This window comes from Cupriavidus pauculus (genome assembly GCF_008801835.1).
GTDB classification, from domain to species: Bacteria; Pseudomonadota; Gammaproteobacteria; order Burkholderiales; family Burkholderiaceae; genus Cupriavidus; species Cupriavidus pauculus.
On sequence record NZ_VZOW01000035.1, the window covers coordinates 1 to 26,636 of the forward strand.

A 26,636-nucleotide genomic window follows, 5' to 3' on the forward strand; every position below is an offset into this window, starting at 1 on the left:
TCCACCGCGATAGATCGCCACGTCCATCAGCGTTGCCCGACGGCACGCAACATTGGTGATGGACGGTGCCGCAGCCGACCATCAATTACCGTGCTCGCGCATCCATCGAATCTCGTGCTCACGCACAGCCGTCGCATCCCTCGGTCTGTTCGCTACAACCGCATTCGCTCAATCGAGCGTCACGCTGTATGGTGTGGCCGACGCGGGTATCGAGTATCTGAGCAACGTCCCATCGGCTTCGCCCGGTGGCTCGAACCAGGTTCGCATGACCTCCGGCAACATGTCGACGTCGCGTTGGGGCCTGCGTGGCGTCGAAGACCTTGGCGGCGGTCTGAAAGCCATCTTCGAATTGGAAAGCGGCATTTCGTTCGACACCGGCGCACAGAACAACAGCACCCGTCTTTTTGATCGTAGTGCCTTCGTAGGATTGGGTAGCAAATATGGTCAACTGACGTTGGGTCGTCAAACGACACCAATGTATGACACCACGCTGCAACTCGACCCGATGGGCTTCGCGCCGCGCTACTCGCTCTTCAAGATGGATGACGTCTTGGCGGGTCGCGCTGACAATGCTATCAAGTACCGTGGCATCTTCAGTGGCCTGACGGTCACCGGCCTCTACAGCTTTAGCCGCACCGGCGGCGGCGAAGTGCCGGGGAACTACAAGGTCGATCGAAACATGGGCGTATCGCTCATGTATGAAACCGGCGCCCTCGCTGTCGGCGCGGTGTACGACGAGATCCAGGGCAGCACCGTCGCCACGGCCGACCGCAAGGACCGCCGCGCTCTAATTGGCGCGAGCTACGCTTTCGGACCGGCTAAGGCATTTATTGGTTATCGCTGGTACAACGGCAATGTCGGTGCGCTGCCGACGAACGGTTCTAACATTTACTGGGCCGGCCTGCGCTATGGCCTGACGCCCGCACTGACGCTGACCGGCGCCGCCTACTACACGGACAGCCGCAATTCTGGCGCAGACCCGTTCCTGTTCGTTGCCTCGGCAGATTACGCTTTCTCGAAGCGTACCGATGTGTATATGAACGTCGGTTATGCACTGAACCGCGGCAACTCGCAGCTGGGCATGAACGGCTACAACTCGACGACCGGCAGCCCGACCAACGTTGTCCCTGGCAAGGATCAGACCGGCGTCGTCGTAGGCGTACGCCACAAGTTCTGAGCGAGCTCAAAAGAATCGACACTTTCTTGTTAATTCAAGAGAGTTTGTGCCTCCCAACCGGGAGGCATTTTTTTATGACAGGATCGTAATACGCGGGTAATTCAGTGGAGCAGGTCCGGTAGCTAGACTGTGAACACGGTGAGCGATTAGAGACTCACAAACATTGACTCCGGAGAGATTCCATGAAGACGATTCACACTGCCCTGATTGCTGCTGCCCTCACGATTGCTGCCGCCGGCTCCGCCATCGCTGCTACCCCTGATGGCCAGATCCACCGTCCCCGCGACCCCTACACCGACGGCGGACGCGCCGCAGTCAACGACATTTACGCCGGCGGTGCACGCATCGACAAGCGCGACGTGTTCACCGACGGCGCACGCCTCGGCCAGCGTGACGTATTTACCGACGGCTCGCGTATTGGGCCGCGTGATGTGTTCACCGATGGCGCACGCGGAATTTGACGCAAGCCGTCCCTGAAACTCAGACCGACCTCTGTGGGGGAGCCAGGCACCCGTCAGTTGCTTGGCTCTTGGTGCTCTTTCGCTTTATCCCGATGGCGAAAGCTTCCGAAGCTTGCCCTCCCCGGAGGGCAAGCTTTTTTTCCCTCCATCGGCGTCAATCCGGTGCCGTTCATGATGCGGTGGCGCGTGCTACAACTTCCCATCGCCTCGTGTATTGCTAAGCGGCAGAACCGACGCCAATGACGATGAAAAAGGCCCCGCATTGTGCGGGGCCTGTAGTTCACCGGTTCAGCAACGTTCAGCCACCTGTGAAGAGGTCGCTTCTATCAATATAGACGCGCACGCCAGCGCTACCCGGCAGATCCGGCATCAACAAGCCAAGGTCCACACTCGTATCCCTGACCATCTGGGCGAAGGTCCATGCGACGATCTTCTCGCCGGCCCGAAACGCCACCGTCTCGCCAGAGTCCACGTTGACATACCGCATCCCTGGCTTCACGTCGATAATGCGACTGGCCTGAGATTGGCCGGCTGGATCGCCATACAAGGTCGCGTGACGCTTCGCCATCGCCTGCGCCGTCGCCGTCGACGCAGGCACGCCCGGTTTCAACCCGGTCATTTCCAAAGCATACGAAGCCGACATCCCACCCAACAGCAACGCCGCAAACAGCAAGGCGTGTTTCTTCGTTTTCATAGTCATCTCCTTTCTAGAGACTTCGTTGATCTATGAAAACGAGTGTATAAATTGTACGCATGCTGCAGCCTTGCCCGGCGATTACAAATAGGCAATCGGGCTCATTGCACCACTCTACCCAACGACTGGTCGGTCCTGACTCGGCCTACCCACCGAAACCCGCGCTGAGGCTTCAGCACCGTTGAGCGGGAAGCGCAATGTAAAGCGTGTCTTCCCATCCAAGCCGCTCACGGCTGACGCGTCGCCGCCATGGAGCTCCATGATCGACAGGACGATGGCCAGGCCCAGCCCCGTGGACTGTGACGAGTTGGATCTCGCCCTATCCCCACGGAAGAACCGATCAAAGATGAGGGAAAGTTCCCGCTCCGGGATTGGGTCTCCAACGTTCGTGATGTCGATGCAACAATGTGCCGCTTCGCGGCGCACCACCAGATCTATCATCGAATTCGGCCACGCATGACGGACCGCATTTGACAGAACATTGTTGATCGCACGCTGGAACAGAATGGCATCAGCGACCAGGGTGGCATCCCCGCTTACCCTGATTACGACGCTTCGCTCCTCTGCAAGCACCGAAAAGTAGGCGGACAACTTGCGAAGTTCTGCATTCAACTGGAGTTCCGTCAACTCGAGCGCCACATTGGCACTGTCAGCTCGCGCGAGGAACAACATCGCATCGATCATCCTCGCAAGTCGCTGGTATTCGACCAGGCTTTCCTCCACCAAGGCGACATACTCGGGCCCGGTGCGGTCTCGTGACAAGGCGACCTCGGCATGTCCAATGAGGTTGTTAAGCGGCGTGCGCAAATCATGGGCAAGATCGGCGGAGAACCGCGACAGCTTCTGATAAACATCCTCGAGGCGTTGCAGCATCGCATTGAACGCAGAGGCGATATCACGCACTTCGGTGGGCTTGGGTGGCATGTCCACCCGGTAGCTCAGCCGTTCCACACTGATCCGGTTGATCTGCTTGATAAGTACGTGCGCCGGCTCCAGCTCACGGCGCGTAATGGCCGCCCCCACCAGGGCCGTCAATATCACACCGACGGTGGTACCAAGCACGAGCGTCGTCCGGAATCGCGCAGTCACCTGCTTCCTGTCCTCGCCAGACTTCGCCACGAACACCGTCGCCCGCGTACCGTCTCGCCCCAACACCGCATCGGCGGACTGGAACATGAGCGATGACTTTCCCGTGACCGCCGCTTGGTCAGTGCCTTCCAGCAATGCATCGTTGCCCGTGCGAAACAAAAGCCGGCCATCCAGCGCCGTGACGCGAACGATGAGGTCCGAGTAACCTCGCACCAGATCATCGAAGCGATGCTGCGCCGCCGGGACGCCCTGCACCCCGTCCACCTCGCGCAAGAAATGCTCGACCTGTTCGAGTTTTCCCTTTACAACCTCATCGTCTCTGGCCTCGAGTTGCGCGGCGAGCGAGTAGTAAGCAAAGGCGCCCATGCTGGCCAGCGCGATAGACAGTACCAATGCAAAGAAGAGCCCAAGCCGCCTCGTCAGTGACAGCGGGGTTATCGAAGTCCCGGGCCTCATTCCGTCACCGGCCGCGCTCTGGGTCGAGGACATAGCCCATTCCCCGTACGGTATGGATCAGCTTTTGATCGAAGGGATCATCCACCTTGGATCTCAGGCGCCGGATCGCGACGTCAACGACATTGGTATCCGTGTCGAAGTTGACGTCCCAGACCTGGGACGCGATCGTGGTTCGCGACAGCACCTCCCCTCTCCGGCGCATGAGCAGGTGCAACAGCGAGAACTCCTGATTCGTCAATTCAATGCGGGTAGTTCCCCGGAATACCCGCCTTCCAAGCACGTCGATGTCCAGATCGGCAATGCGCAATCGCTCGGACTCCTTCGAGGTGCTTTGGCGCAAGCAACGCCGGATACGGGCAAGGAGCTCGGCAAAGGCGAAGGGCTTGACCAGGTAATCGTCTGCCCCCAACTCGAAGCCTCTGACACGATCCGCCACATCATCCAGCGCCGTCAGAAACAGTACGGGTGTCTCGGACTTGGATCGAATGGACTTGATGACCGTCCACCCGTCCATACCTGGCAGCATGACGTCCAGGATGATGACGTCGTAGTCGGTCTCTTCCGCCATGTGGAGCCCATCGCCACCATTGTTCGCGATGTCGACCACGAAACCCGACTCCGACAATCCCTTCTGCAAATACTCCGCAGTACGCGGTTCGTCTTCTACAACAAGTACCCGCACCTTAGTTTCCTCCTGCAGCAAGCGACTTCGATCCGACCAGTGCTGGCGATGCATTGAAATGCTGAGCTGCATCCGCTTGTTCGCATGGTGCCAGTTCGAACTGAATGGTCACGTGCGTGATATCGAATTTGTCAGCCAGCATCTGCTTCAATTCCGGTAGCACTTCCATTTCCGGGTTGACGGCCGTGTCATTCACGACATGAACCGTCAAGCTCGCCTTGCCGCTGGTAAGTGCCCAGATGTGGAGGTCATGGAAGCTTTTTACCCCGGGCGTCGCCAGAATTTGCTTCTCAACCTCTGCCAGATCCACGTCATCGGGTACGCCTTCGAGCAGCACATTCAGGCTCGACTTCAGCAGGATCCACGTGCGAGGCAGTACCCAGAGGCCGATCAGCACCGCAATGGCGGAGTCGACCCACGCCCAGCCCGTGAAGCGGATGATGATCGCACCGGCGATGACGCCAACCGACCCGAGCAGATCGCTCCAGACTTCCAGATAAGCACCCTTCACGTTCAGGCTGCTGCTTTGCCCGGAGGACAGCATGCGCATGCTGATGAGATTGATGATCAGGCCCAGCACAGCCACGACGAACATGCCGGTTGACTCAATCTGAGGTGGCGATTTCAGCCGCAGGTAGGCTTCGTACAGGATGTAGATAGCCACACCGAACAGCAGCAATGCGTTAAAGGCCGCGGCAAGAATCTCAAAACGGTAGTAGCCAAATGTCCGCTTCTTGTCCGCGGGTCGCTTGGCGATCGCAATAGCAGCCAGTGCGATGGCCAGTGCGACGGTGTCCGTGAGCATGTGCGCGGCGTCGGAGATCAACGCCAGGCTCTTCGTCATGACACCACCGACCACTTCGGCAATCAGGAACGTACCGGTCAGCGCAAGGGCGATCTTGAGCGATCGCTCGTTGCCACCGGGATGGTCGTGTGAGTGACCTGCGCCCATAGAAACTCCTATAAAAATTGGGCGGTACGATGACCGCCCAAGGATTTACGTCATGCAGGCTGGCGGCCTTGATCCGGTTGATGCGTCTGAGTGACTGGCTCGCGAGTATCTTCCGCGTCCTCATCCTTGCGGTGAGCAAGTCGATAGAGCACCGGCAACACCAGTAGGGTCAGCGCCGTGGACGACAAGATGCCACCGATTACCACCGTTGCGAGGGGACGTTGCACCTCAGCGCCCGTACCGGTGGCGATGGCCATCGGCACGAAACCCAGGGATGCCACCAGGGCCGTCATCAGCACCGGACGCAGTCGCGTCAGGGCGCCAACTCGGACCGCGCTGTCGAGGGAATGCCCTTCTTCGCGCAGCGATCGGATAAACGACAGCATCACCAGACCATTGAGCACCGCCACCCCGCACAGCGCGATGAAGCCCACCGCTGCAGTAATGGACATCGGAATGCCGCGTATCCACAGGGCAAGAATCCCGCCAGTCAGCGCAAAGGGAATGCCCGTGAAGACTAGCAAGCCATCCTTGATGTTGTTGAACATCGCAAACAACAGTACGAAGACCAGCAACAGCGCCACCGGCACTACCACCTGCAGGCGGGTGGTGGCGGACTGCAGTTGCTCAAAGGTGCCACCCCATGTCATCCAGTAGCCAGCCGGGATCTTGACCTGGCTTTGGATAGCCGCTTCCGCCTCGGGCACGAATGAACCAATATCACGTCCACGAACGTTGGCACTGATCACGATGCGGCGCTTGCCGTTCTCGCGCGAGATCTGGTTCGGGCCGGGCGCCATTTCCAGCGTCGCCACCTCGCTCAATGGGATAAACGTCGTTCTCGCGTCCACTCCTTTTGGCAACGGAATCGGCAATCGGCGCAGAGCCTCGACCTCGCCGCGCACAGCTTCGGGCAGGCGGACCACGATATCGAAACGACGATCGCCCTGGAAGAAGGTTCCGGAATCACGGCCTCCGACGCCCGTTGCCACCGCGTCTTGCACGTCGCTCATGTTAAGCCCGTATCGCGCCGCCTTCTCCCGATCGATCTTGACCGTCAGCATCGGCAAGCCGGTGGTCTGTTCTACCTTCACCTCCTGCGCGCCGGGGATGCCCTGCAGCACGGCCGATACCTTCTTCGCCGTCTCGCTGAGCACGTTGTTGTCATCGCCGAAGATCTTGACTGCGACGTCCGAGCGGACCCCGGAGATCAGCTCGTTGAACCGCAGCTGGATCGGTTGGGAGAACTCGTAGTTGTTCCCGGGGATCTTGCCGGCTTCCTCCTGGATGGCGGACAGCAGTTCGGCATGTGTTTTCTTCGGCTCTGGCCAATCCTTCTCAGGCTTGAGCATGATGTAGCCATCCGAAATATTCGGCGGCATCGGATCGGATGCAATCTCCGCCGTACCTGTCCGCGCAAACACGCGCTCGATTTCGGGGAATTTTGCCTTGAGGGTCGTCTCGATCGTCTTCTGCATCTCCACGGACTGCGACAGGCTCGTGCCAGGAATGCGCAGCGCCTGGATGGCAATGTCGCCTTCGTTCAGATTGGGGATGAACTCGCTGCCCAGGCGGGCCGCAATGGCCACGCACAGAACAATTGACACCGCGGCAAACGTCAATACAACGGCCGTGTTCGCGAGCGACTTTTCCAGCAGCGGCTCGTAGCGACGCTTCGCCCAGAGCATGAGACGATTTTCTTTCTCGGCCACCCGTTCGCCGATGAACAAGGCGACCGCAGCCGGAACGAACGTCACGGACAGAATCATCGCGCCCAGCAGCGCCAGGACGACCGTGAACGCCATCGGGTGGAACATCTTGCCTTCCACCCCCGTCAGCGCAAAGATCGGCAGGTAGACGATCATAATGATGAGCTGACCGAAGATCAGTGGGCGACGCGCCTCCTTCGCTGCGGCAAACACCTCATGGAACCGCTCGGAGCGCGTCAATGGCCGGCCATGGTGTTCCTGCGCATGCGCCAGTCGCCTCACACAGTTTTCGACAATCACCACCGCGCCATCGATGATGATGCCGAAGTCGAGCGCGCCCAAGCTCATCAGGTTCGCACTGATCTTGTAGTTCACCATCCCCGTGAAGGTGAACAACATCGCCAGCGGAATGATCGTCGCGGTAATCAGCGCCGCGCGGATGTTACCCAGGAAAAGGAACAGAATTACGATGACGAGCACCGCGCCTTCAAGAAGGTTCTTCTTGACGGTCGCAATGGCCTTGTCGACCAGACGTGTCCGGTCGTATACCGTTACGATCTTCACACCTTCCGGCATCGTACGGTTAATGGAAGCGACCTTTTCATCGACCGCTTTTGACACAGCCCGGCTGTTTTCGCCGATGAGCATGAATACCGTGCCCAGCACAACTTCCTTGCCATTCTCGGTTGCCGCACCGGTACGCAGTTCCTTGCCAATCTCCACATCCCCGATGTCGCGAATGCGGATCGGCTGCCCCTGCGCTGTACCGACAATAATGTTGCGGATGTCGTCTTCGGACGCAACCTGACCCGGCGCACGAACCAGATACTGCTCGCCCCTACGCTCGATGTAGCCCGCACCCACGTTGTCGTTGTTCTTGTTCAGCGCATTGACGACGTCGGTCAGCGTCAGCCCGTACGACGCTAGCCGTTCAAGACTCGGCGCGACCAGGTACTGCTTGTTGAAACCACCGATAGTATTGATCTCGGTGACACCGGGCACGTTACGCAGTTGCGGCCGTACCACCCAATCCTGGATTTCGCGCAAATCTGTCGGCGTATAGGCAGTCCCGTCAGCTTTGCGAGCACCCTCTTCGGCTTCAACGGTCCATAGATAGATCTCCCCGAGGCCGGTCGAAATAGGCCCCATCGCCGGCACAACGCCTTCAGGCAGATTGCCCTTGGCTTCCTGGATGCGCTGGTTGACGAGTTGGCGCGCGAAATAGACGTCCGTGCCATCCTTGAAGATGACCGTCACCTGCGACAAGCCATAGCGGGACAGGGAACGCGTCTGTTCGAGTCCCGGCAGGCCGGCCATCACGACCTCGATCGGATACGTAACACGCTGTTCGGTTTCGAGCGGTGAATAGCCTGGTGCCGAGGTATTGACCTGAACCTGAACGTTGGTAATGTCAGGGACCGCGTCGATCGGTAGTCGGTTGTAGCTGAAAATCCCTAACCCGGCCATTCCAAACACGGCGAGCAGGACCAGCCATCGCTGCTGGATGGCGAAACTAATGATACGTTCAAACATTGCTGTTTCCCCCGTATCAATGGCCGTGTTCGGCGCTGGATTTGCCAAGTTCGGCCTTCAGAACAAAACTGTTGGCGGCGGCGTAACGTGCGCCCGGCTTCAGGCCCTCGACAATCTCGATGACCTTGCCGTTTGTCCGGCCGACCTTCACCGGCTGCGGCACGAATCCACCTTGAACCGCGACAAAGACTACGCTCTCGCCATTGACGTCCTGGACGGCCTCGGTCTTCACCGCAACGGGCACCTCGACATCAGCACCGAATACGTCGACCGTGACGAAGAGACCCGGTCGCCAAGCCATCTGTGGATTGGTCAATGTTACGCGGGCCTTCGCCGTCCGCGTCTGCTCGCCCAGCAGCGAACCCACGTATGAAACGGTGCCATCTGCCTTCACATCGGACGATGCCGAATTGATCGACGCCTTTTCGCCGATGCGCACCCGCTCGACATCCTTGGCAGACACCACGAACTCGGCCCAGACGGACGACAGATCCGACAGCGTGAACACGTTGGCGTTGTCCGCCACCGCTTCCCCAAGCGAGATATGCTTTTCAACGATCATGCCGTCGAACGGTGCGCGCAGCTCGTAGCGATTGAGTGCCGTCGAGCTGTTGCTGGCGCCAATGGCGGTCAGCTTCTGCTGCGCGTTCTGGACACTGATCTGCGCTTCCTGCAGCGCGTTGCGGGCGCTCAGATAATCTTGCTCCGCAGAGATCTTCTGTTCCCAGAGCTTCTTCTCGCGGTCATAAGTGACACGCGCCAGATCCAGACGTTTCTGTGCTGCGAGCAGTTCGCTGCGCTGGTCAGAAAGTCCGGTGCTCGCGATGACCGCGAGAACCTGTCCCTTCTTAACCTGTTGCCCAATATTGGCCGGAACGCTCTCTACGACGCCAGCCAGTCGCGGCACCACGTGGGCTGTCTTGTCTTCGTTGAAACGGATTTCGCCGGGGAACTGGACGCCAGCCTGGACCTTTGCCGAGCCCGCGGTTTGAACCACTACCCCTGTCTTGGCCAGCTGGTCCGCTGTCAACTCAATCTTGCCTTCCTCTTTCGAGAGCCGCACGGCGAGTGGCGAAGACGAACCGGGCAAGGTCACATTTGCGGTCACGTCAAAGACATGGGGCTCGGCAACTGGCTGTTGGCTTTCCAGCGCGTCGCCAGACACCACGAACTTGAGCGCTTGAGACTCGCCCGTAGCCCGCACGAGCTGGCCTGTCGCTGCCACGCCATTTGCCACCGCCTTCCCAGACTTGCTAACCCAGAGCCGAATACGGGCCTCGCCCTTGGATTCGGCCGTGCCAATTTCGACGTCATAGCCATCACGCGAAAAGAGCGCGCCACCATTGGGGCCCTTCTTGACCTCGTGATGCTCGCCGTCGCCGTGTGACTTGTCATCCTTGTGGTCGGCTTCCGCCGCCTGCTTGCCATGGTGCTCGGTGTCGCCATGCCCCTTGGATTCCGAGTGCCCACCCTGCTCTTCCGGCGCAGAGCGCCCGCTCAGCAGAACGCCACCAGTCGCGACGCCGCCCACCAGTACGATGGCCGCAATGGCAGCCTTTTGTTTGTTCGAAATAGCCATGTTTTATGAATCCCGTCTTAACGTCCCAGAATGCGATCGATCGTGGTCGCCGCCTGATAGGCTTGTCCAAGCACGCCGAGATAGCGGATGCGTGCCTGGAACAGCGTGCGCTGGGCATCCAGGACGTCCAGATAATTGAACTTGCCGGCCTCGAAGCCAATGGTCGCCGCGTTGAAGGCTTGCTCGGCGCCTGGCAAGACGGTCTGCTTCAGCGTTTGTGCCGAGGCGCGCGATACCGACAGCTGGTTCGATGCCATCAGGAGATTTCGGGTCAGGCTGATGCGATTGGCCAGATATTCATCCTGCGCCTTGTCCGCCTGGCGGATGGCCGAATACAAGTTGCCCTGATTCCGGTCAAAAATCGGCAACGGGATCGCCACACCGATCACCGCCATGTTGCGGTTGGCTTCTGTATCTCGCTTGGCACCCAGACTGACTGTCAGATCCGGATACTGGCGGCTGCGCTCAACGCCCACCAATGCCTGGCGGCGGTCAAGTTCAGCGCGGCTTGCGGCCACCAGCGGTGAGTTTTCCAGCTCCTTCTGAAGGAGTTCAGGCGCCGGCCTGGATGGCAGCGCGTCCAGATTGCCCTGTGCTTCGGCAAACTGCGGCGATGCATTGCCCCACAACGCCGTCAACGCCTGACGGGCGGACTGCAGGCTCGCCGTTGCTTCGGCCAATTCAAGTTCGGCGTTGGCCTGTTCGACACGTGCCTTAGTTTCGTCAACCGGGGAGATCTTGCCGGCCGCGACGCGGCGTGAAGCGGCTTGCGCGCCCCGCGCAGCGATATCCGCGGAGCCAGTTGCCAGCTTGACGCGTTCCTGTGCGATCAAGACGGAAAAAAAGCTCTCGATTACCTGCGCCCGAATGTCGCCGCGAACGCCAGCCAGCGTTGCCTGCGCCAGTTCGCGCGTCCTTTCCGCGGCATTGATACGAGCCGAGCGCTTGCCGCCCAGTTCGATCGGGATATTCATCTGGGCGGTGGATGTACGGGTGGATTTTCGCGTGTCCTCGACCAGCGTCTGGAGTTCCGGGTTCGGAATAACCCGGGCCTGCATGATCCCACCTTCTGTGGAATCGAGTTCCTTGGCGGCGGCGGACAGGTTGAAATTGCTTCCTGCCGCCAGCGACAACGCGGCCTCGAGGGTCAACGGTCCCGCCGCTTCCCTTGGGAAGACGGGCACCATGGACGTGCCGGTGTCAGATTGCGCTACGGCAAAGTTTGGGCTGAGAAATGCTACCGCCAGCCCGAGCGGCAGAAATAGTCTTCGCATCGAATTGCACCAAGGTATTTGACCAGGAGAATTCGGCGAGAAACGATAGGAGAAAAAGAGTCGTCGTCTCGCCGATCAAGCGAGACGCTGCCACTGAGGACGGTCGGGAGCCCTGGCATTCAGAGACGAGAACTCGGACGCATGCTGCGTATCGGTCACTTCGACCCGATTAGCTATCAAGACGTCCTGCGTCTGTCCATACACAAACGGGAGGGAGACCAGATGGCACACCCCGCAGTCTGTATCCACGAATGGCTTTTTCTCGGCATCCGTTTTACCTTCCGGCTGCTGATGACGATGCTCGTGGTGCCCAAGGTGCCAAGTGGCCGTGGCTTTCTCGTGCTGACAATAGCGTGCCGCTGCCGCCCAGGAAAACTGGAACGGCAAAATGAGCAGCACGAAGATCAGAACGAAACGTCGCATTCCTTGGGGAGACTGTGCGGGAGGCTTGGGTTGATGCTAACGGCTGGGCCGTGGTCGAAGTTTACATGAATCCTCGATCATCAGCATTAAGAGCAGATTACGATTATCGCTTTCGCCTGCTCGTTTTGGGGTGCCGCTTTCGCCCCTCATCAGTCTTACGCTTGGGGGCGGGCCCATGCTTCCACCGCAAATAGACAGCGAACCCCACATACAGGACGATCAGGCCGACGAGCATCACGAGCATGCTCTCGACGACAGAATCGGAGACGTGAGCGTAGTGCATGGCTGTACGTGTATGCGGAGTTGCCCGCATCAGGCAAGCGTCACGACCGCCCGGAGGACGCCGGCGTCATGGAACAGATCAAACGACTCCACGACCACCGACAGGCCGAGAAACCAGACCGAGTCCGCAATATTGCGTTGAAAGGAAGACACATGGACCGTCCATGTCGACTCCCCCCTATACAGCGACAGACGGGGAAAGAACGCTGGTGTACGGCGTGCGTATTCGGCGAATTCCGGGAAGGCGGAAGCCAGAAAGCGGTCTTCAGTCCGAATCACTGCCGGGTACATGAGCGCAAATGCGAGCGCCAGGACTGCGGTAACCGCCAGCGACTCGGTCATCGCCCCTAGTCCGAGAATGCCTAGCAAGTTGCAGACATAGAGCGGATGGCGACACAGTGAATAAGGGCCCGAGGTCACCAAGGTATTGTTCTTGCGCCCGGAAATGTACAACGCGCACCAGAGCCGCCCGACCGTGGCCAGGCTCACCCCCAACATCCCCAGCGTCAGCAGCAGCGGCGACACCCAGGTACCGTCCCACCGGGAATGGCCAAAGAGCAGGCTTGCCAGGACAAACGTTACGACAACCCGCCAAACGCCAATGCGGTGGCGTGTCAGGAAATTGTCCAGCGCCCTCGAGAGACCAGCGGGGTGGGACGGGGAGATAGAAGAATCGGTCATGCGGTTCGGGGGCTGGAGGAGAATGTCGCGCACTTCGAGTGGACACACTGGCGCGAAAACGAGCACTAATGGCCGGCATTCTAAGGTTGCCCTTCCGTTGTCAGGCTTTATTGCCGAAATGTAATACGTTGTTAATCTTGCCCCCCAGGCCAGCGAATCTGGTTGTGTCATAGCTCGGCAATCTGACAGTCATCTTCTGGGACATAGACTGTCTTGGCCATTTTCAGCACACACCCAGAGACGCCCCGCAATGAACGACATCATCCGCACATTGGGCTCGGAATTCTCCGATCTCGCTAATGCTGCCGAGGCGGTACGCGCCGTCGTTCGAATGACCGTCTCTATCGTTTTGGGGGGCTTGCTGGGGTACGAGCGGGAGAGCTCGGGAAAATCCGCAGGCGTGCGCACTCACATGCTCGTCGCACTGGGGGCATGCGTTTTTGTCGTGGTTCCCCTCCAGGCGGGCGTGCAGCTTGCCGACATGAGCCGCGTGCTTCAGGGTCTCACGTCAGGCATCGGATTCCTTTGTGCAGGGGCGATCCTAAAGCCGGACAATGAGACACATGTCAGGGGGCTCACAACTGCCGCGAGCATCTGGATTGCTGCCGCGATCGGCGTGGCCGCCGGCATGGGCCATGCGGTGACGGCCATCGTCGCGACTGCCTTCGCACTCATCGTGCTCAGAATCCTTCAAATGTCGAAGAAGTAAGACTCCCACTCCTCCCAAGCCACGTGCAGCGCGAATGCGCCGACTTCAGGTTTCGGCCAGCATTTCCCAAACGTATGTGCCCGCCTAACAGTACGCAAACTCCATTGCATGAGAATTTACCTGGATTACAGCCTCTTTGCGCACCTTCACGAGGGCACGAACCCGGCTCTGCACGCCAAAATGGGCGCGCTGTCCGATCGACATAAATTTCCTTACAGCCCGACGCACATGGAAGAGATTGCCTCGTGGCTCGCAAGACCTTCGGATACTCCCCCGCTCGATCGGTTAGCGGCCGCTTTCTGCAAAATAGACGATGTTTCTCGAATTAGCCGGAACGTGCAATTGTCTCCGACGACGTTAGGCCCGATGGTTACGAAAGAAGAACAGCCTCTCGAGTGCTTTCTTCGGGTCATGCGGCACTATCGCAAAGAGCCGGTTGTCGAGAAGAACGATTGGTATACGCGGGATTTCGTAAAGAAGACCAACGTTGGCGGAGATCTGGCAAACCAGATGTCCAACCAACCAAGCGAGTTCCTGGCCAGTCCGGAGGACCGAGAGAACCTCCGGTTAGAACTGCTTCTTCGAAGTGATCTGCCGCTGATATGCAGGGCCCATGGCGTCAACGACATCTACTGGCCCACGATTTCCTACCATTTCCCCGTGCTCCAGCGCGCAATCGAACTCACCATGGGCTTCTTGGAAGAGACGTCATATTTGCCTGAGCAAATCAGACAGTCACGCTCTCTCGAGCATGACGTGGCCCACAGCATTTATGCCAGCGGCTGCGAGCAGTTCGTCACCAATGACAAGCGCCTTTATGACAAGGCGAGGGTAACCTACACGTACCTGAGCATCCCCACGGAGGTGTTGATGCTTGAGGATTTCGTTAGCAGAGACTATGCATGAAGCCTCGCGGTCGATTTTGCGAGGTACTTGGGCGGCCGCACTCGTGCGTAGCGCCGGCCCCAGATAGTCATCACAGGAAATCGGTGATCCCAAAAAAAGATCCCTTGCTATATGCCGCTCACAAGGGATCGAAGCTCTTCGCTTACGAGACCGCGACGCTTTTGCGGTTCCGGGCGTAGAGCGGGATGCCAAAGCCCTGGCCCCAGTCACGAAGGGTCGTACCGTCGACTGCCCCGGAGTATCAGTCCAGCAGGTCGGAATACTCGCCCTGCGAATACTTGCGGGCGCGCTCCCATGGCGCCGAGGCGGGCAGTGTCACGCGGCTGACCCGCGTCATCTTGCTCTGGGTGCCGTCCATGCTGCGTGACTGCACCACACGCGGATACTGGTTCGCCACGTCCCATTGCACCGTCAGCCGGTCGTTGCCGCGGCGTGCGCTATAGACCTGCACGCCATCGCGCACCGGGCCTTCGGCCTTCATGGTCTTGAGCAAGGCCGGATCGAGCAGATGGCGCGCCGCAGGCCACGATCCATCAAATCCGACATTGCCGTAGTCCCCCTGGCCGACTTCGAACGTGCGGCGCTTCTCGTCGCTGACGAGCCGTACCAGCAGCTTTCCGTCGGGCTGGCGCGCGATCCAGCGGGCCGCCGTGGCGGTGTCAAGGTGCTTGTGGCCGTTCTCCACTTTCTCGCCGGCATGATGCTTATGCTGGACAGCCGCGGGAATCTCGCGCTCGATCCAGACAGCATCGCCACTTCGGTAGACCTGCTCGTTGAAGGCGATATCACGCTTGACACCGTCGTTGCCGAGCACCGACAACTCATGCTGTACGCGCAGGGCCAGCGGCGCCGTGTCGGCCGTGCTGGCGGCACCGGCAGCACCAGCGATGGACGTGGCGCCCGCCGCGAGCGACGCCAACAGGAAGGTCTGAATGAAATGCTTCATGGGTATGACGGGAACGATAGAGACATTGCAACGACGATGCGCGCGCACCGGTAACCAATGCGCGCGCATTCTGGGCGACAAGACCCGGCTTACAGACCGGCCGCCGACTTCACAACACCAAATACCTTGGTGTTATCGAGCGTGCCTTTCAGTGGCGCACTGCCAGGCCCGGTCGAGAACAACATGACGTCGCCGCCACCGTGCGTTTCCGAACCCGGGGTACCCAGGTTCACACCCACTTCCTGCAGGTAACCGTCGGCGGTCGTGTCCACCAGCGACGGGTCGTCGCGTGTAGCCTTGCGCGGCGTACCGCCGTTGCCGAACACCAGCGTCGTGTACGGCATGCCGTCGGCCGCCTTGGCGGTCTGCTTCGTCTTGTAATCCGTGGCAGTGGCCAGGATCGGGTTGCCACGGTGAGAGTAGCCGTTGATGGTCATCGTGTGGTCATGGTCAGCCGTGACCACAATGATCGTGTTCGACAGGTCCACCAGCGACAGCGCACGCTTGATGGCGTCATCGAAGGCAATGGTGTCTTCCAGCGCACGCTTGGCATTGGTGCCGTGCAGCGCGTGGTCGATACGTCCGCCTTCCACCATCAGGAAGTAGCCGTTGCTATTCTTCGACAGCAGTTCGATGGCCTTGGCCGTCATATCTGACAGGCTAGGCTGCGTGGCACCCTGACCCCGGCCCGCCACACGGTCGATTTCGTACTCGAGATGGCTTGTCGAACTAAACAGGCCGATCAGCTTGGTCCCGTTGGCCTGCGCCATCTCGTCACGGGTCGCCGCAACGGTGTAGCCCTTTGCCGCCATTTCCGTCAACAGATTGCGGCCATCGAAACGGCCACGCGTATTGGTGGTGGCGTCGTACGGCGTCCAGTGGTTGCGGCCGCCGCCCATCAGCACATCCACACCATCGCCAAGCGCGGTGTTGAAGCCCACGCCACCCGGCACAGCCTGGGCCGCGATATGGTATTGCGCATCGCGGTGGCAGATATGGGAGTACGTGGCGGCGGGCGTGGCGTGCGTCAGTTCCGTCGTGGTGATCGCGCCGGTGGCCTTGCCCTTGGCCTTGGCCAACTCCAACAGCGTTGGTACGGACGTGCCGTTAGTCGGGGCGCAGTTATTGATCGTGCGGTTGCCGTTGACGTCGGCGCTCGGGGCGGTGGCCACCGTGTTGGCCGACATCGAGATGACCTCGTTGTTCATCTTCACGCCGGTCATGTAGGCCGCCATCGACGGTGCGCTGTCGGTAGTCTGCGCGTCGTTCGAGAACGTCTTGATGCGGGCGGTGCGGCGCAGCGATTCCATCGTCAGCCGGCCCGATTCACCGTACTTGTAGATGCGCGATGCGGTGACCGTGGCGGGGCCCATGCCGTCGCCCAGGAAGAAGATAACGTTCTTGGCCTCGCCCGCGGCGTGCGCCGGCAGGGACAGGCATGCGCTGGCGGCAGCGGCGGCCAGCAGACCGATACGGGTCGTGATTTTCATGGTCGGTATTCCGTTCTGGTTGCTGGGGCTCAGAGTCCGATCGACTTCTTGATCAGGCCAAAGACTTCGGTGTTGTCCATCACACCCGAGAAGTTGGTGGCGCCATTGCCCATCGCACCAATGAACACGTCAGTACCGCCGTGCGTTTCGCCGCCCACAGGCATCGGGATCACGGCCTCCTGGTGATAGGTCTTTTCGTAGACCATCACGTCGGTCAGCGCCGTGCGCGTGGCAGGACGGTTCTCGCCGTTGCCGAAGCCGATGATCGAGAACGGATTGCCGCCGCTATCGAGTTTCAGGGAACCGGTGACGTAGTCCTTCACCAGACCGAGCACGCCCGGATTGCTATCGCTGGTCTTGCCCGTACGCTTGGCGTAACCATTCAGCACCAGCGTATGGTCGTGGTCGGCGGTAACGACGATCAGCGTGTTCTTCAAGCCCGGGTCGATCACATTGAGCTTGTCGATGGCGGCCTTGAGCGCGTCGTCGAATGCGGCCGTATCCTGCAGCGCCTTGCGGGCCGTGGTTTCATGCAACGCGTGGTCGATACGGCCGCCTTCCACCATCAGGAAGAAGCCCTTCTTTTTTGCGGCCAGCACGTCGATGGCCTTGCCGGTCATCTCGGCCAGGCTCGGCTCCTTGGCCGGATCGCGGTCGAGGTCGTATTCCATGTGACTGGAATTGAAGAGGCCGACCACCTTCGAATTGCTGGCCGTGATCTTGTCGAAGTCGGTCTTGCTGGCGGCATAGGTGTAGCCAGCGGTCTTCAGCTCGCTGACCAGGTCGCGGCCATCGGTACGCTTGCCACCCGCAGTGGTTGCCAGGAAATGCTGGCGGCCACCGCCGAAGATCACGTCGACACCGTCGCCCAATGCGCCATTGAAGCCTGCGTTCGACGGCACCAGTTGCGCGGCGATGGCATTCTCGCCGTCGCGATGGCAGATGTGCGCGTACGTGGCTGCCGGCGTGGCGTGCGTGATGCGTGTGGTCGTGACCACGCCTGTGCCGTAGCCGGCAGCCTTCATCTGTTCCAGCAGCGTCGGCACGGCAGCGCCATTGCCGCTGGACGGGCAGGTGGTGTCGGCACCCGACACGTAGGCCTTGCCGCTGCCATCGGTGGCGCGAGTTTCCGGGGTCATCGAGATGACCTCGTTGTTCATTTTCACGCCGGTCATGTACGCTGCCATCGACGGCGCGCTGTCGGTCACCTGCGCATCGTTCGAGTACGTGCGGACAAATCCGCTCTCCGGCATCGTGTCGATCGTCAGATCGCCATCCTCGCCAACCTTGTAGATGCGCGCAGCGGTGAGCGTGGTCAGACCCATGCCGTCGCCCAGGAAAAAGACCACGTTTTTGGTCGGAGCCGCCGCCTGGGGTGGCGACGTGGGCGTAACGGGGGACCCTCCGTTGTTCGAACCATCACCGCCGCATGCTGCGAGGGCGATCGACATCACAGCCGGCACAACTGCCGCAATTCTTCTCATTGTGACTTCCTCCCTGATTGGAGACGAGAGGATGAAGCAGCAATATGGCGACTACATGACACATTGACTGCTATGCCGTTCAAGCTGTCACGTTGAACCTTTGGCTCCAGTAGATTCGACAACCGCTCGTTGTCAACATTACCAACTTGTAATCAACATTCAACGAGTCAGAAGCCTTGGATCGCTATAAAGGAATCGACCGCCATCTCAGATCAGATTGCCGGTTCAATCCCTTAAAGGCGTATATTCGGCATCAGCCGGGGCAGGAGTCAGTCAAATGAAAGGTCTCGCATTTGCCATCGTTCTATCGGCCAGCATTGCGCTGCCCGCCTTTGCGCAAGGCGGCAGCGATTCCTCACAGAGTCGCAGCCGTGCAGAGGTCAAGAAGGAGCTTGCAAAATCCAAGCACGACGGCACATACACCAAGAAGAACGGCGAGTACCCGCCCAGCGAGCAGACGGTCAAGCAACAGAAGGCCGATCACGCAGCATCCATGCATTCTAAAGATGCCGCCAACCCGGCATTTGACAAGCATGACGAGCCAGGCGTCCCTCGATAGCCGATAAACCAATGCCCATACTCGGAGGCCGTGGACAAAGAAGCCCACTGCTTCTCCAAATATTCACCGTCGCACAGATCCTCTATGGACCGCTCACTGAGCATGAACAGTCAATCAAGGACGCTTGGGCGGAGGTCGGTGATGGGTCGCGAGCCGCCGATCGAGCCTAGCCAGCCTGCGAAGGTGGACCGACGGCCGGGTCCGGCCATTTTCTGCCGCTCGGGCCTGTCTACCCCGTGACATTCAAGCGTCGGCTCCACGTAGATAACAAACGCAGCCTCTCGGCCACACTCGGCAGCGGCGCAGATGATCGGGGCAGCGTAGTCAGGATGTGGCCCAGGAGAAGCGACCGTCGCATCGATCACACCGATATGATTGGCGTCGCGTCGGTTCGGAAGCTGTCGCTAACATTCCGCACACTTTTCGATGGCCGCAGACTCTGAGTCCGACTGCAAGCGAACCCTTCTCGCCCAGCTTGTGAGACACCGCAGCGTGCGGTTTGCCTCGTTGAGGCCGATCAGTCGCCATACTTAAGAATTCTCATTGCGAGGTGCGCATATGACAACGCCCCGAGGCTGAAGCCAAGGGGCGTGGGCGTTGTGGGTTCCTTCCAGATCAGGCCAGCACCGGAGTCATATGGCCGGCCTATTGGTGCCGAAGGCGGTGCAGACTTGCAGTGAAACTAGAAAACGGATCGTCGACGAAAGTGACTGGCCGGCTGACAAGAAAGTCGTAGAACCTTACGGAGGAAGGCTCTACGGTCGATAGGAAGCTTTCCATCTACGACTTTCTTAGTCAAATTTATCGGACTTTATTGTTTCGCCACACCGAATAAAACGATTCAGGCGTTGCAAACCACGTGCATACGCATAGCGTTCGTCGAACTCGATCATGTTGGCGAGGCTCTTGTCTTCAGCCATTTGACAAACATGGCAACCCAGGCGCGCGCCACACTTACCCTGCTTTCGTGCAACGCCCTCAAGAATCGCGTCTGCCACAACAGCGCAGCCTGTACCGACCGAATGCGCATAGATGCGGCGCATATCCTCAAAATCCGAGAACCCGGGCAAAGCTCCACCGCCGTATAGCCCGACAGCTTCCCAGACGTCATCATCGGACCACCGCGAAATCGGGCTCAACACCAAATCCCCGTCCTTAATCGTCATGGCCACTTGATCGGACTCGCCGCGCGAGCGCATAGCTCCAGCCCGTCTCGCGCTTTCGACATACCTGGTGCCCAAGCACGTCACGGGTACCGGCAGGCCCTTTTCTGCTAACTGCCTGAACAGCTTCCGCCGAAAGGACCGTTGCGGAGTAATTTTCAAATCAGTCGAACAATCACCATGGGTGCCGGGGAAACTCGGAAGTCCGCGGCCGGATAACACCTTTAACTGAAAGGTCGAGGCCATTGATGGTTGGACAACCTTCGCGATCACCTTGAAACCGTGGCGCTTTCCAAACTGAAGCATGCGGCGCAATTCGGCACGGTAGTGCTGAGCAACCTCAGGTGATTCGACAAGCGTATCGCCCGTCGTCGCAACGATGATCGGTTTGCCTCCCGAAGCACGATGAAGCATGGCTGCGTGCAGTACCAGCGCAGCCACAACGCTGCTGTCCTTCCCACCGCTAAACGCCACGACAATGGGATGTCGCTGTTGGAGCAAAGATGAGATGGTCGCGATAGCCTTGTCGATCTTGCGCTCAATGGGTTCGAACGCGCCCTGCGGGAACAAAGAAATAGTTTCCATGATGGCCCAATAGAACGGGGCCGCCCCTACGGGCGGGCCCGTAGGGGTTAAAAGAAAGCTGGGTTACAGCCACGATGGCCGGCGCGCCGGCGCCGCCTATCGGCTTACTTCCGACATCAACGCGATCTCGAAGAGCACGTAGCGTGCAAGCGCTGACTGCACAAGTTCTCCCTGTTGGCCAGAGAAGAACTGACCCGCTGCATCACCATGCTCGATGCCCAATTTGTCCTGGACAGCCGCGCAAGCAGCGTTCATAGCTAGTTCCACCAATTCGGTTACGAGTAGCGCGTTACGTTCGATACTGCTGGACATCCATTCGCCAAGCGCACGTCGCACAACTTCCGCTGCCTGGTTGAACGTTGCGGTGCTCGATTCCGAGTTGCGCGGAAACAGTTGCAAGAATTCTCCATCTTTGTTGCAAAGACCACCGAGACACCGCGTATGCAGGTGAGGCTCCAGCTCAGCAAACGTCGCTGTCGTGGGCGGGACCTGCCCGGCCGCGACGCACACCTTAATTTCGTTTTTACCCTGCTCAACAGCGCGAGCAATACACGCATCCTGCGCCGGCGTGAACGATGCACATGAGATTGTCATGATGAGGTTCCCAAAAAAGGAAAGCCCGCCAACACCTTTGGAGGTGGGCGGGCTCAATGAATAGACGGGTCCAAGACCCGGTGAACGAAGTTAGGCAGCTTTGCGTGCCGGCGGCAACAGGCCGAATTTGGCCAGCGCCTTCAGATTGGTTTCGATGTACGTCACCATGCCGTCGATCTTCACCGCGAGGTAGTGATCGAAGCAGGCGGCTTCCTGCGAAACCTCAACGTTTTTCGCAGCCTTGAACACCTCGAGCAGCGCATCACGTTCAACATTGTCGCCCTGCCATCCGAAGATGCGGATGAAGGTGTGAATTCGCCGCCGACGCGGCAGCAGCTTTTCGGCCTCTTCGGCCGTGACGAATACCTTTGGCATACGGAAGAGTAGGAGCTGGGAGGCAACACGTGCCTCAACTATCGGAAGAATCTGCGAGGACCGTATCCCTCCGTCAGAGGTAGACAATCCTCAGGACATCAGTCAACGGTGTAAGTTGCAACGCCAAGGACCAGCCCGTTCTGCTTCGATACGCGCACGCTGGTGCCGTCTTCCAACTGAGGAATCTGGCTAACAACTTCATCTGCAAGGAGCCGAAGGATGCGCGCAGCACGATCGGCCGTGGTTCCACGCGGGACTGCTGTATCGCATACTTGTAGGACAACTGTTAAGGGCATATACCTAGATCCAAGAAAAATGCCCGCTCCCTTTCGGGAAACGGGCATATGGTTAGTGAATGGCGCCGGGCGCTACTGCAACGCCAGCGCAACGACATCGATGACGCCGTCGGCGTCGTCGACCAGGTCGGGTGTCTGCGAGATGAAGTACTCCCGCTGATAACCGCCGACCCGCAGCACCTCGCGCTTCATCTTCATGAAGGCGCGCTTGCGCTCCGGATCCAACGGACCGTCCGCCTCATCGGTGAACAGCGTCTGGAAAGGCTGCTGCGCATCCTGCGCCCGATAGAGGGCGATTCCGCGCGTCAGGCACTCGTTGATCCAGACCTTTTGCCCACCCGACATCACACCGAACTCCTTCGTGGTGTCGTTATCGGCATCGATCACGTTGATGGAAAAGCCCTCGCGCATCTCGCCGCTGGCCAGCGCTGTCTGCGTCTGAATCGCGATGGTGAATCGCGGTCCATAGCAGGCCAGGAGCAAGTCATTGACGATCTGGGTAATGGCCGGGCCCGCGTCGTCGATGGACAACGCGATCACGCCATCGTTGCCCAGGCCTTTCGCAAGCAGCTTCCATTGCGCAATCTGGTCGGACAGCGCCTGCGCCTTCGCCTCGATTGCCGGCAAGCCGGCAAGCTCAACATCCAGACGCTCCCGCTCGGCCACCAACATGCTCTCCTGCCGAATCAACGCCTCGATCCGGCCTGCAATCGCAGCGACAGCCTCCCGGCTGACTGCAATCTGGCGATCCATCTGGGCCAGCATGCCGGTCACGTCCTCCGTGGCCAGCGTCGCCAGTTCCCGACGCACCGCTTCGAGTTGGGATTGCACGTCCGCGATATCGCGCTTGTGGCGCTCAGTGCGTGATGCATCCTCCTCGCTCAATGCCGCCAGATCGCGTTCAGTCTGCGCCAGTCCTTCGCGCGCAGCGTCTAGCAAGGGCTTCTTGGCGGCCAACGCCGTGAGTCGCTGCAGCCGTTGCTGATCGCTATCAAGCCGTGCCTGCAGTGCAGCAAGTTCAGCGCGCGCCGTAGCACACTCCGCAACCCCAGTTTGCATCGATTGCACCTGATCAAGCTTCTTGCGATAGCTTTCACGCAGTGCTTTCACCGATACAACCTGTTCTCCAAGGTTTGTCTTGGCATTGCGAGCTTGCGCCAGCAATGGACAGGTGGCGTGCATCGGATCATCACGGCAGGGAACGGTCTCGATGACGTCAGCTTGCAGCTTCAACGACTCAACAAGCTTCGCGCCCGCAACACCTTGCTGCTCCAGGCCCGTGAGCTCGGAACTAAGCGCCGCGTGCTGGACCTGCAGAGCATCGAGCTTCTCCACGACTACGCGCTGACTGGCGATTTCTGCCTGCCGCTGGCCAGTGGCCAGTTGCGCTGCATCCCTTTCGCCAGCAGCCGCCTCAATGGCCGAGGCCTCCGCCAATACCGCACGATGGCCTGCCGCTTGCCGATCTAGATCGCGCCGACGTGCAGCAGCACGTCCGGCGGCCGCCTGTTCATCGTTGGTCAGCGAGGCCGCACGCTGGTCCAAATCACCCTTGCGCTGGCTCAGTTCCCGCAACCGCGCTTCGGTACCGGCATTAGCAACTTGCTTTGCAGCAAGCGTCGCGCGCTCCTGCAGCAGCTTGGCGCCCTTCGCTGTCTCCTCGTCACGTGCATGGCGCTCGGCATCTAGGCTTTCGCCCATCTGCCAGATATCGCGAGCCACCACGGCCGCCCGCTCACGCTTCCCCGTGAGGGTCAGCATGTCGCGCTGCAGGGTGTCCAGCGAGCGGGTGAGCAGCTTGGAAACCTCGCCTGCTTTCGCAGATAGGTCTCGCAAGTGATCGATCCCGAGCAGCTCGGCGAGCAGCTTCTTGATCTCGCCTGGCTGATAGCTGGCGAGTGGCCGCCGGTTCTGGGCAGAAAACACACTGGTAAAGAACGCTTCGGGCGACCCAAGAACGGCTTCGAGACACCGGTTGTAGGTGTCCGCCTTGCCATCCGACAGCGTGCCGTCAGCCAGTTGAATCGGCTTCCAGTCGCCATCGGCGCTCTTCTCAAACAAGTAGTACTCGGCCTTGCGGCTCTTACCAGGGTTACGGAACGCGAACGCGGAGCGGTATGTCCTGCCGCCGTGCTCCCATTCCAGATCCTTCTCCGCGCGCGGGGCACAGAGATGGTCCCAGTACGAGAATGCGTCGGCCGACATCTTGCTCGCGTGGCTCGGCATGATCGGAAACGGATGCAGGTTGTCCATGATCGTTGTCTTGCCCGCCCCGTTGGGACCGACAAGGGCGATCAGACCGCCTGGCACCGCCGACAGGTCGACGGTGACGCTATCCCTATGCATGCCGTCGCGGATTCCGTGGAATCCCGACAGCGTCAGCTTCAGTGGGCGCATTCGGAAACCTCCGAGCCGTTGAAGGAATGGAGATAGTCGGACGGCACTTCCATGACGCTTTCGTCCCATTGCGGAATATCAGGCAGCGAAGGTGCATCGTGCTCCGGCTTACCGGCAATCGCCCGCTCAACTGAGCGGCGTGCGGCGGAAAACTGCACGCCAGCAAGCTTCATCACGGCGTCCCAGTCCTGCTGGCCGGTGAGGGCTCGCAATTCCAGTTCGCTCCACTGAGAGGCCAGACCGTTCGAGAATGACCAGATCAAGTCCTGCAGCTCTTTGGACGGCGCAACGGCAAAGAAGGTGTTTCCACCCGCCTCGCCCAAGGCCATCACCAGCATGTGGTCGCGCTTGGCGATCACGGCGCCGCGGCCGGGGCCGAACGGCTCATACATCATGCACTGCGTAAAATCATGTTGCTCGCAAAGGCGCTTTGCCATCTCCGAGCGGTTGATAAAGGTCTCTTCAACAAAGAGCCAGTCAGGACCGGCGTGGTAGAGAATCATGTGGCACTCCAGGCGTAGGACAGAGTGCGCCCCGGACGGGAAGCACCCGTCTGGGTAGATAGAAAAGAAATGGATACTGCGGGGTCGATGCGTCAGGGACGCGGGTAAAACCAGTTTTCGACAGCCACGAAGGCTGTCGGAACATGGCTCTGCATGTTCTAGGGATTGGCGTATCGCTACGAAAAAAGGTCGTCTGTCAGCCAGTTCATTGGCGTGGCCGTAGACGCGATGGGTGCTGCCAATTTCGTTGCCGGCACGGCAGGTATCGACTCAGGTACGGGAACAGTTTCATCCAGTTCCAACTCCCCCAGTTTCGCAACGAAGGGCAGCGCAGCAGCTTCTACAGCGTGCACCTCCTGCGTAGCAGGGATGGGGATCTCAGCAAGGCCAGCTAGCACTTGATCGGCAATCGCTTGTGCTTCGAGGTTTTCGAGCATCGACAGACTGTCCAGCAACGGATTAGCGTCGACGCCGGTCAGTTCACACCACCGCCCCAGCTTCTCGGACAAAGTTGCCGCCCGGCTGATGCCTTCGGCGCGACTGCGAACAGCCGGCAGGACACGTGCTTCCAGCTTGACCTCAGCACTGGCACCGAAGAGCGCCTGAATGGCCTCGCGATCCACAAGTTGGCGATGCTCCTCGTTGACCGTCCAGCGCACCCGCACGCACTTGTTGGCAGCGTCGGCGGCTATCTCGGCAAGCTTTGCCATGTCAGGCGGCCCGTCAAAGTCGATGCAGACAGTCTCACTCGCCGGCGTTCTCACCTGAGAAGCTGTAGCCTCGCCCGGTGAAACCCGCCATTGCAGATAGCCCTTCGCGCCGATCTCGCCGTAGTGGAACCTTCCGATGGACCCCGGATAGGCAACCACCCTGCCCTCACGCTCCCATTGCTGGGCGCGATGAATGTGGCCGAGCATGAACGCGTCGCAGTCGGCATTGAACAGTGCACCAATAGAGAACTCGTGGTCGAGTCCGGCCATCGGCACGCCGTGCTCCGTCTGGCAACCGTTGACTGTGCCGTGCGAGACACCGATCGTACGGACTCCCCGTGCCCGCCATTGACGATTCACGGCGCCTGCAGCGGCCAGATAGTCAGCCAGGTGATCGCCAATCGCCGTCGCAGCGCTTGCCACGCCGGCCGCAGCCGCCAACACGGCCTTGTTGACCGTGGGCACGCAGGTGAATACGACGTCCGGCGGACCGTGCTGCGTCAGCAGACTGTCCATTTCCGGCTGGCTGAAAATCGCGCCATCGCTAGGAAAGAACGACTCGCCAATCAGCGCGACCTGGTGAATCCGCTCTGCGACGTACACGGGGCAACTTGCTCCAATCAGTCGAAACAGATCCAGCGTGCCGGGCGGTTCGTGACTGAACGTTCCCTGCAACATCAACACCGGCATGCGGGCCGACAACTGGTGGATCCGTCGTGCCAGCGCGGAGAGCGCCGGCGTGTGGGCATCGAGCCGGTGATCCGTCGAATCGCCCGACACCACGGCAACATGGCAGCGACTTGCGATCGCGTCCTCTACCGCAAAACCAAAGCATCGATCCGATTCGGCCAAATGGCCGGGGGAATAGTGCAAATCAGAGAAATGCGCAGCAAGCAGGCTTCCGCCATCGTTGAGCATTGTGGAACC

At 59.7% G+C, this 26,636-nt stretch carries 23 protein-coding genes; 5 read left to right on the forward strand and 18 right to left on the reverse strand.

The window, feature by feature from the left end; genetic code table 11:
* Nucleotides 1–109 precede the first annotated feature (109 nt).
* Together F7R19_RS24375 and F7R19_RS24380 are read left to right on the forward strand one after the other, a co-directional pair.
* Complete coding sequence (locus F7R19_RS24375; RefSeq protein WP_150982331.1) at nt 110–1,177, forward strand: porin; 1,068 nt, start codon at nt 110–112, stop codon at nt 1,175–1,177.
* 182 nt (nt 1,178–1,359) lie between these two features.
* The gene (locus tag F7R19_RS24380; protein ID WP_008646716.1) at nt 1,360–1,638 is read left to right on the forward strand and encodes a hypothetical protein; all 279 of its coding nucleotides are present in this window, start codon (nt 1,360–1,362) and stop codon (nt 1,636–1,638) included.
* 298 nt (nt 1,639–1,936) lie between these two features.
* On the opposite strand, the gene czcE is transcribed toward F7R19_RS24380, so the two are convergent.
* From czcE to czcN, 9 genes are all read right to left on the reverse strand, one after another.
* Nucleotides 1,937–2,338: a copper-binding periplasmic protein CzcE gene (czcE, locus tag F7R19_RS24385; RefSeq protein WP_011514820.1), complete on the reverse strand. Its 402-nt coding sequence runs from the start codon at nt 2,336–2,338 to the stop codon at nt 1,937–1,939.
* Nucleotides 2,339–2,446: 108 nt separating this feature from the next.
* Nucleotides 2,447–3,877, reverse strand: coding sequence for a sensor histidine kinase CzcS (czcS, locus tag F7R19_RS24390; RefSeq protein ID WP_150982332.1), 1,431 nt, complete (start codon nt 3,875–3,877; stop codon nt 2,447–2,449).
* A gap of 4 nt (nt 3,878–3,881) precedes the next feature.
* Nucleotides 3,882–4,559 carry a heavy metal homeostasis two-component system response regulator CzcR gene (czcR, locus tag F7R19_RS24395; RefSeq protein WP_008646724.1) on the reverse strand — a complete coding sequence of 226 codons (678 nt, stop codon included), beginning with the start codon at nt 4,557–4,559 and terminating at the stop codon, nt 3,882–3,884.
* A gap of 1 nt (nt 4,560) precedes the next feature.
* Nucleotides 4,561–5,511: a cation diffusion facilitator family transporter gene (locus F7R19_RS24400; RefSeq protein WP_004635344.1), complete on the reverse strand. Its 951-nt coding sequence runs from the start codon at nt 5,509–5,511 to the stop codon at nt 4,561–4,563.
* A gap of 50 nt (nt 5,512–5,561) precedes the next feature.
* Nucleotides 5,562–8,753, reverse strand: a complete 3,192-nt coding sequence (gene czcA, locus F7R19_RS24405) for a heavy metal efflux RND transporter CzcA (protein ID WP_150982284.1) — start codon at nt 8,751–8,753, stop codon at nt 5,562–5,564.
* Nucleotides 8,754–8,769: 16 nt separating this feature from the next.
* The gene (czcB, locus tag F7R19_RS24410) at nt 8,770–10,332 is read right to left on the reverse strand and encodes a heavy metal efflux RND transporter CzcB (protein WP_004635340.1); all 1,563 of its coding nucleotides are present in this window, start codon (nt 10,330–10,332) and stop codon (nt 8,770–8,772) included.
* A 17-nt stretch (nt 10,333–10,349) separates the two neighbouring features.
* Nucleotides 10,350–11,606 carry a heavy metal efflux RND transporter CzcC gene (gene czcC / locus F7R19_RS24415; RefSeq protein WP_150982285.1) on the reverse strand — a complete coding sequence of 419 codons (1,257 nt, stop codon included), beginning with the start codon at nt 11,604–11,606 and terminating at the stop codon, nt 10,350–10,352.
* A gap of 75 nt (nt 11,607–11,681) precedes the next feature.
* Nucleotides 11,682–12,029: a CDF family cobalt-zinc-cadmium transporter CzcI gene (czcI, locus tag F7R19_RS24420; RefSeq protein ID WP_137924345.1), complete on the reverse strand. Its 348-nt coding sequence runs from the start codon at nt 12,027–12,029 to the stop codon at nt 11,682–11,684.
* Nucleotides 12,030–12,341: 312 nt separating this feature from the next.
* On the reverse strand, nt 12,342–12,992 hold the full coding sequence (gene czcN / locus F7R19_RS24430) for a heavy metal efflux RND transporter CzcN (RefSeq protein WP_011229344.1): 651 nt from the start codon (nt 12,990–12,992) through the stop codon (nt 12,342–12,344).
* Between the two features lie 250 nt (nt 12,993–13,242).
* On the opposite strand from czcN, the gene F7R19_RS24435 reads away from it, so the two are divergent.
* Nucleotides 13,243–13,701, forward strand: coding sequence for an MgtC/SapB family protein (locus tag F7R19_RS24435; RefSeq protein WP_011229343.1), 459 nt, complete (start codon nt 13,243–13,245; stop codon nt 13,699–13,701).
* 108 nt (nt 13,702–13,809) lie between these two features.
* Nucleotides 13,810–14,607 carry a hypothetical protein gene (locus F7R19_RS30295; protein WP_223506409.1) on the forward strand — a complete coding sequence of 266 codons (798 nt, stop codon included), beginning with the start codon at nt 13,810–13,812 and terminating at the stop codon, nt 14,605–14,607.
* 241 nt (nt 14,608–14,848) lie between these two features.
* On the opposite strand, the gene F7R19_RS24445 is transcribed toward F7R19_RS30295, so the two are convergent.
* The 3 genes from F7R19_RS24445 to F7R19_RS24455 all read right to left on the reverse strand — a co-directional run bounded on the left by F7R19_RS24445 (nt 14,849) and on the right by F7R19_RS24455 (nt 18,527).
* A complete protein-coding gene (locus F7R19_RS24445) occupies nt 14,849–15,553 on the reverse strand; it encodes a hypothetical protein (protein ID WP_150982286.1) in 705 nt (234 codons plus the stop codon).
* An 89-nt stretch (nt 15,554–15,642) separates the two neighbouring features.
* A complete protein-coding gene (locus tag F7R19_RS24450; RefSeq protein WP_150982287.1) occupies nt 15,643–17,043 on the reverse strand; it encodes an alkaline phosphatase in 1,401 nt (466 codons plus the stop codon).
* A 29-nt stretch (nt 17,044–17,072) separates the two neighbouring features.
* Nucleotides 17,073–18,527: an alkaline phosphatase gene (locus F7R19_RS24455; protein ID WP_150982288.1), complete on the reverse strand. Its 1,455-nt coding sequence runs from the start codon at nt 18,525–18,527 to the stop codon at nt 17,073–17,075.
* Nucleotides 18,528–18,804: 277 nt separating this feature from the next.
* Between F7R19_RS24455 and F7R19_RS24460 the strand changes: the two genes are divergently transcribed.
* Nucleotides 18,805–19,086: a DUF4148 domain-containing protein gene (locus F7R19_RS24460; protein WP_150982289.1), complete on the forward strand. Its 282-nt coding sequence runs from the start codon at nt 18,805–18,807 to the stop codon at nt 19,084–19,086.
* A 791-nt stretch (nt 19,087–19,877) separates the two neighbouring features.
* Here the strand turns inward: F7R19_RS24460 and F7R19_RS24465 are convergent.
* The 6 genes from F7R19_RS24465 to F7R19_RS24490 all read right to left on the reverse strand — a co-directional run bounded on the left by F7R19_RS24465 (nt 19,878) and on the right by F7R19_RS24490 (nt 26,627).
* Nucleotides 19,878–20,834 carry an adenine nucleotide alpha hydrolase family protein gene (locus F7R19_RS24465; RefSeq protein WP_223506408.1) on the reverse strand — a complete coding sequence of 319 codons (957 nt, stop codon included), beginning with the start codon at nt 20,832–20,834 and terminating at the stop codon, nt 19,878–19,880.
* A 96-nt stretch (nt 20,835–20,930) separates the two neighbouring features.
* Nucleotides 20,931–21,485 carry a hypothetical protein gene (locus F7R19_RS24470; protein WP_150982290.1) on the reverse strand — a complete coding sequence of 185 codons (555 nt, stop codon included), beginning with the start codon at nt 21,483–21,485 and terminating at the stop codon, nt 20,931–20,933.
* A 33-nt stretch (nt 21,486–21,518) separates the two neighbouring features.
* A complete protein-coding gene (locus F7R19_RS24475) occupies nt 21,519–21,890 on the reverse strand; it encodes a hypothetical protein (RefSeq protein WP_223506405.1) in 372 nt (123 codons plus the stop codon).
* 281 nt (nt 21,891–22,171) lie between these two features.
* Nucleotides 22,172–24,496, reverse strand: a complete 2,325-nt coding sequence (locus F7R19_RS24480; RefSeq protein WP_150982291.1) for a sbcc family protein — start codon at nt 24,494–24,496, stop codon at nt 22,172–22,174.
* Nucleotides 24,484–24,999, reverse strand: coding sequence for a hypothetical protein (locus tag F7R19_RS24485; RefSeq protein WP_150982292.1), 516 nt, complete (start codon nt 24,997–24,999; stop codon nt 24,484–24,486). The genes F7R19_RS24480 and F7R19_RS24485 overlap by 13 nt, the downstream gene beginning before the upstream one ends.
* A 176-nt stretch (nt 25,000–25,175) precedes the next feature.
* Nucleotides 25,176–26,627: a metallophosphoesterase family protein gene (locus tag F7R19_RS24490; RefSeq protein WP_150982293.1), complete on the reverse strand. Its 1,452-nt coding sequence runs from the start codon at nt 26,625–26,627 to the stop codon at nt 25,176–25,178.
* Nucleotides 26,628–26,636 lie beyond the last annotated feature (9 nt).

Bases quoted from the DNA above. Each gene is read 5' to 3' on its own strand.
- czcA (WP_150982284.1), bottom strand. From the start codon at position 8,753: ATGTTTGAACGTATCATTAGTTTCGCCATCCAGCAGCGATGGCTGGTC.
- F7R19_RS24480 (WP_150982291.1), bottom strand. From the start codon at position 24,496: ATGCGCCCACTGAAGCTGACGCTGTCGGGATTCCACGGAATCCGCGAC.
- czcE (WP_011514820.1), bottom strand. From the start codon at position 2,338: ATGACTATGAAAACGAAGAAACACGCCTTGCTGTTTGCGGCGTTGCTG.
- F7R19_RS24465 (WP_223506408.1), bottom strand. From the start codon at position 20,834: ATGGAAACTATTTCTTTGTTCCCGCAGGGCGCGTTCGAACCCATTGAG.
- F7R19_RS24460 (WP_150982289.1), top strand. From the start codon at position 18,805: ATGAAAGGTCTCGCATTTGCCATCGTTCTATCGGCCAGCATTGCGCTG.
- F7R19_RS24455 (WP_150982288.1), bottom strand. From the start codon at position 18,527: ATGAGAAGAATTGCGGCAGTTGTGCCGGCTGTGATGTCGATCGCCCTC.
- F7R19_RS24450 (WP_150982287.1), bottom strand. From the start codon at position 17,043: ATGAAAATCACGACCCGTATCGGTCTGCTGGCCGCCGCTGCCGCCAGC.
- F7R19_RS24400 (WP_004635344.1), bottom strand. From the start codon at position 5,511: ATGGGCGCAGGTCACTCACACGACCATCCCGGTGGCAACGAGCGATCG.
- F7R19_RS24380 (WP_008646716.1), top strand. From the start codon at position 1,360: ATGAAGACGATTCACACTGCCCTGATTGCTGCTGCCCTCACGATTGCT.
- F7R19_RS24445 (WP_150982286.1), bottom strand. From the start codon at position 15,553: ATGAAGCATTTCATTCAGACCTTCCTGTTGGCGTCGCTCGCGGCGGGC.
- F7R19_RS24435 (WP_011229343.1), top strand. From the start codon at position 13,243: ATGAACGACATCATCCGCACATTGGGCTCGGAATTCTCCGATCTCGCT.
- czcB (WP_004635340.1), bottom strand. From the start codon at position 10,332: ATGGCTATTTCGAACAAACAAAAGGCTGCCATTGCGGCCATCGTACTG.
- F7R19_RS24485 (WP_150982292.1), bottom strand. From the start codon at position 24,999: ATGATTCTCTACCACGCCGGTCCTGACTGGCTCTTTGTTGAAGAGACC.
- czcN (WP_011229344.1), bottom strand. From the start codon at position 12,992: ATGACCGATTCTTCTATCTCCCCGTCCCACCCCGCTGGTCTCTCGAGG.
- czcS (WP_150982332.1), bottom strand. From the start codon at position 3,877: ATGAGGCCCGGGACTTCGATAACCCCGCTGTCACTGACGAGGCGGCTT.
- czcI (WP_137924345.1), bottom strand. From the start codon at position 12,029: ATGCGACGTTTCGTTCTGATCTTCGTGCTGCTCATTTTGCCGTTCCAG.
- F7R19_RS30295 (WP_223506409.1), top strand. From the start codon at position 13,810: ATGAGAATTTACCTGGATTACAGCCTCTTTGCGCACCTTCACGAGGGC.
- czcC (WP_150982285.1), bottom strand. From the start codon at position 11,606: ATGCGAAGACTATTTCTGCCGCTCGGGCTGGCGGTAGCATTTCTCAGC.
- F7R19_RS24490 (WP_150982293.1), bottom strand. From the start codon at position 26,627: ATGCTCAACGATGGCGGAAGCCTGCTTGCTGCGCATTTCTCTGATTTG.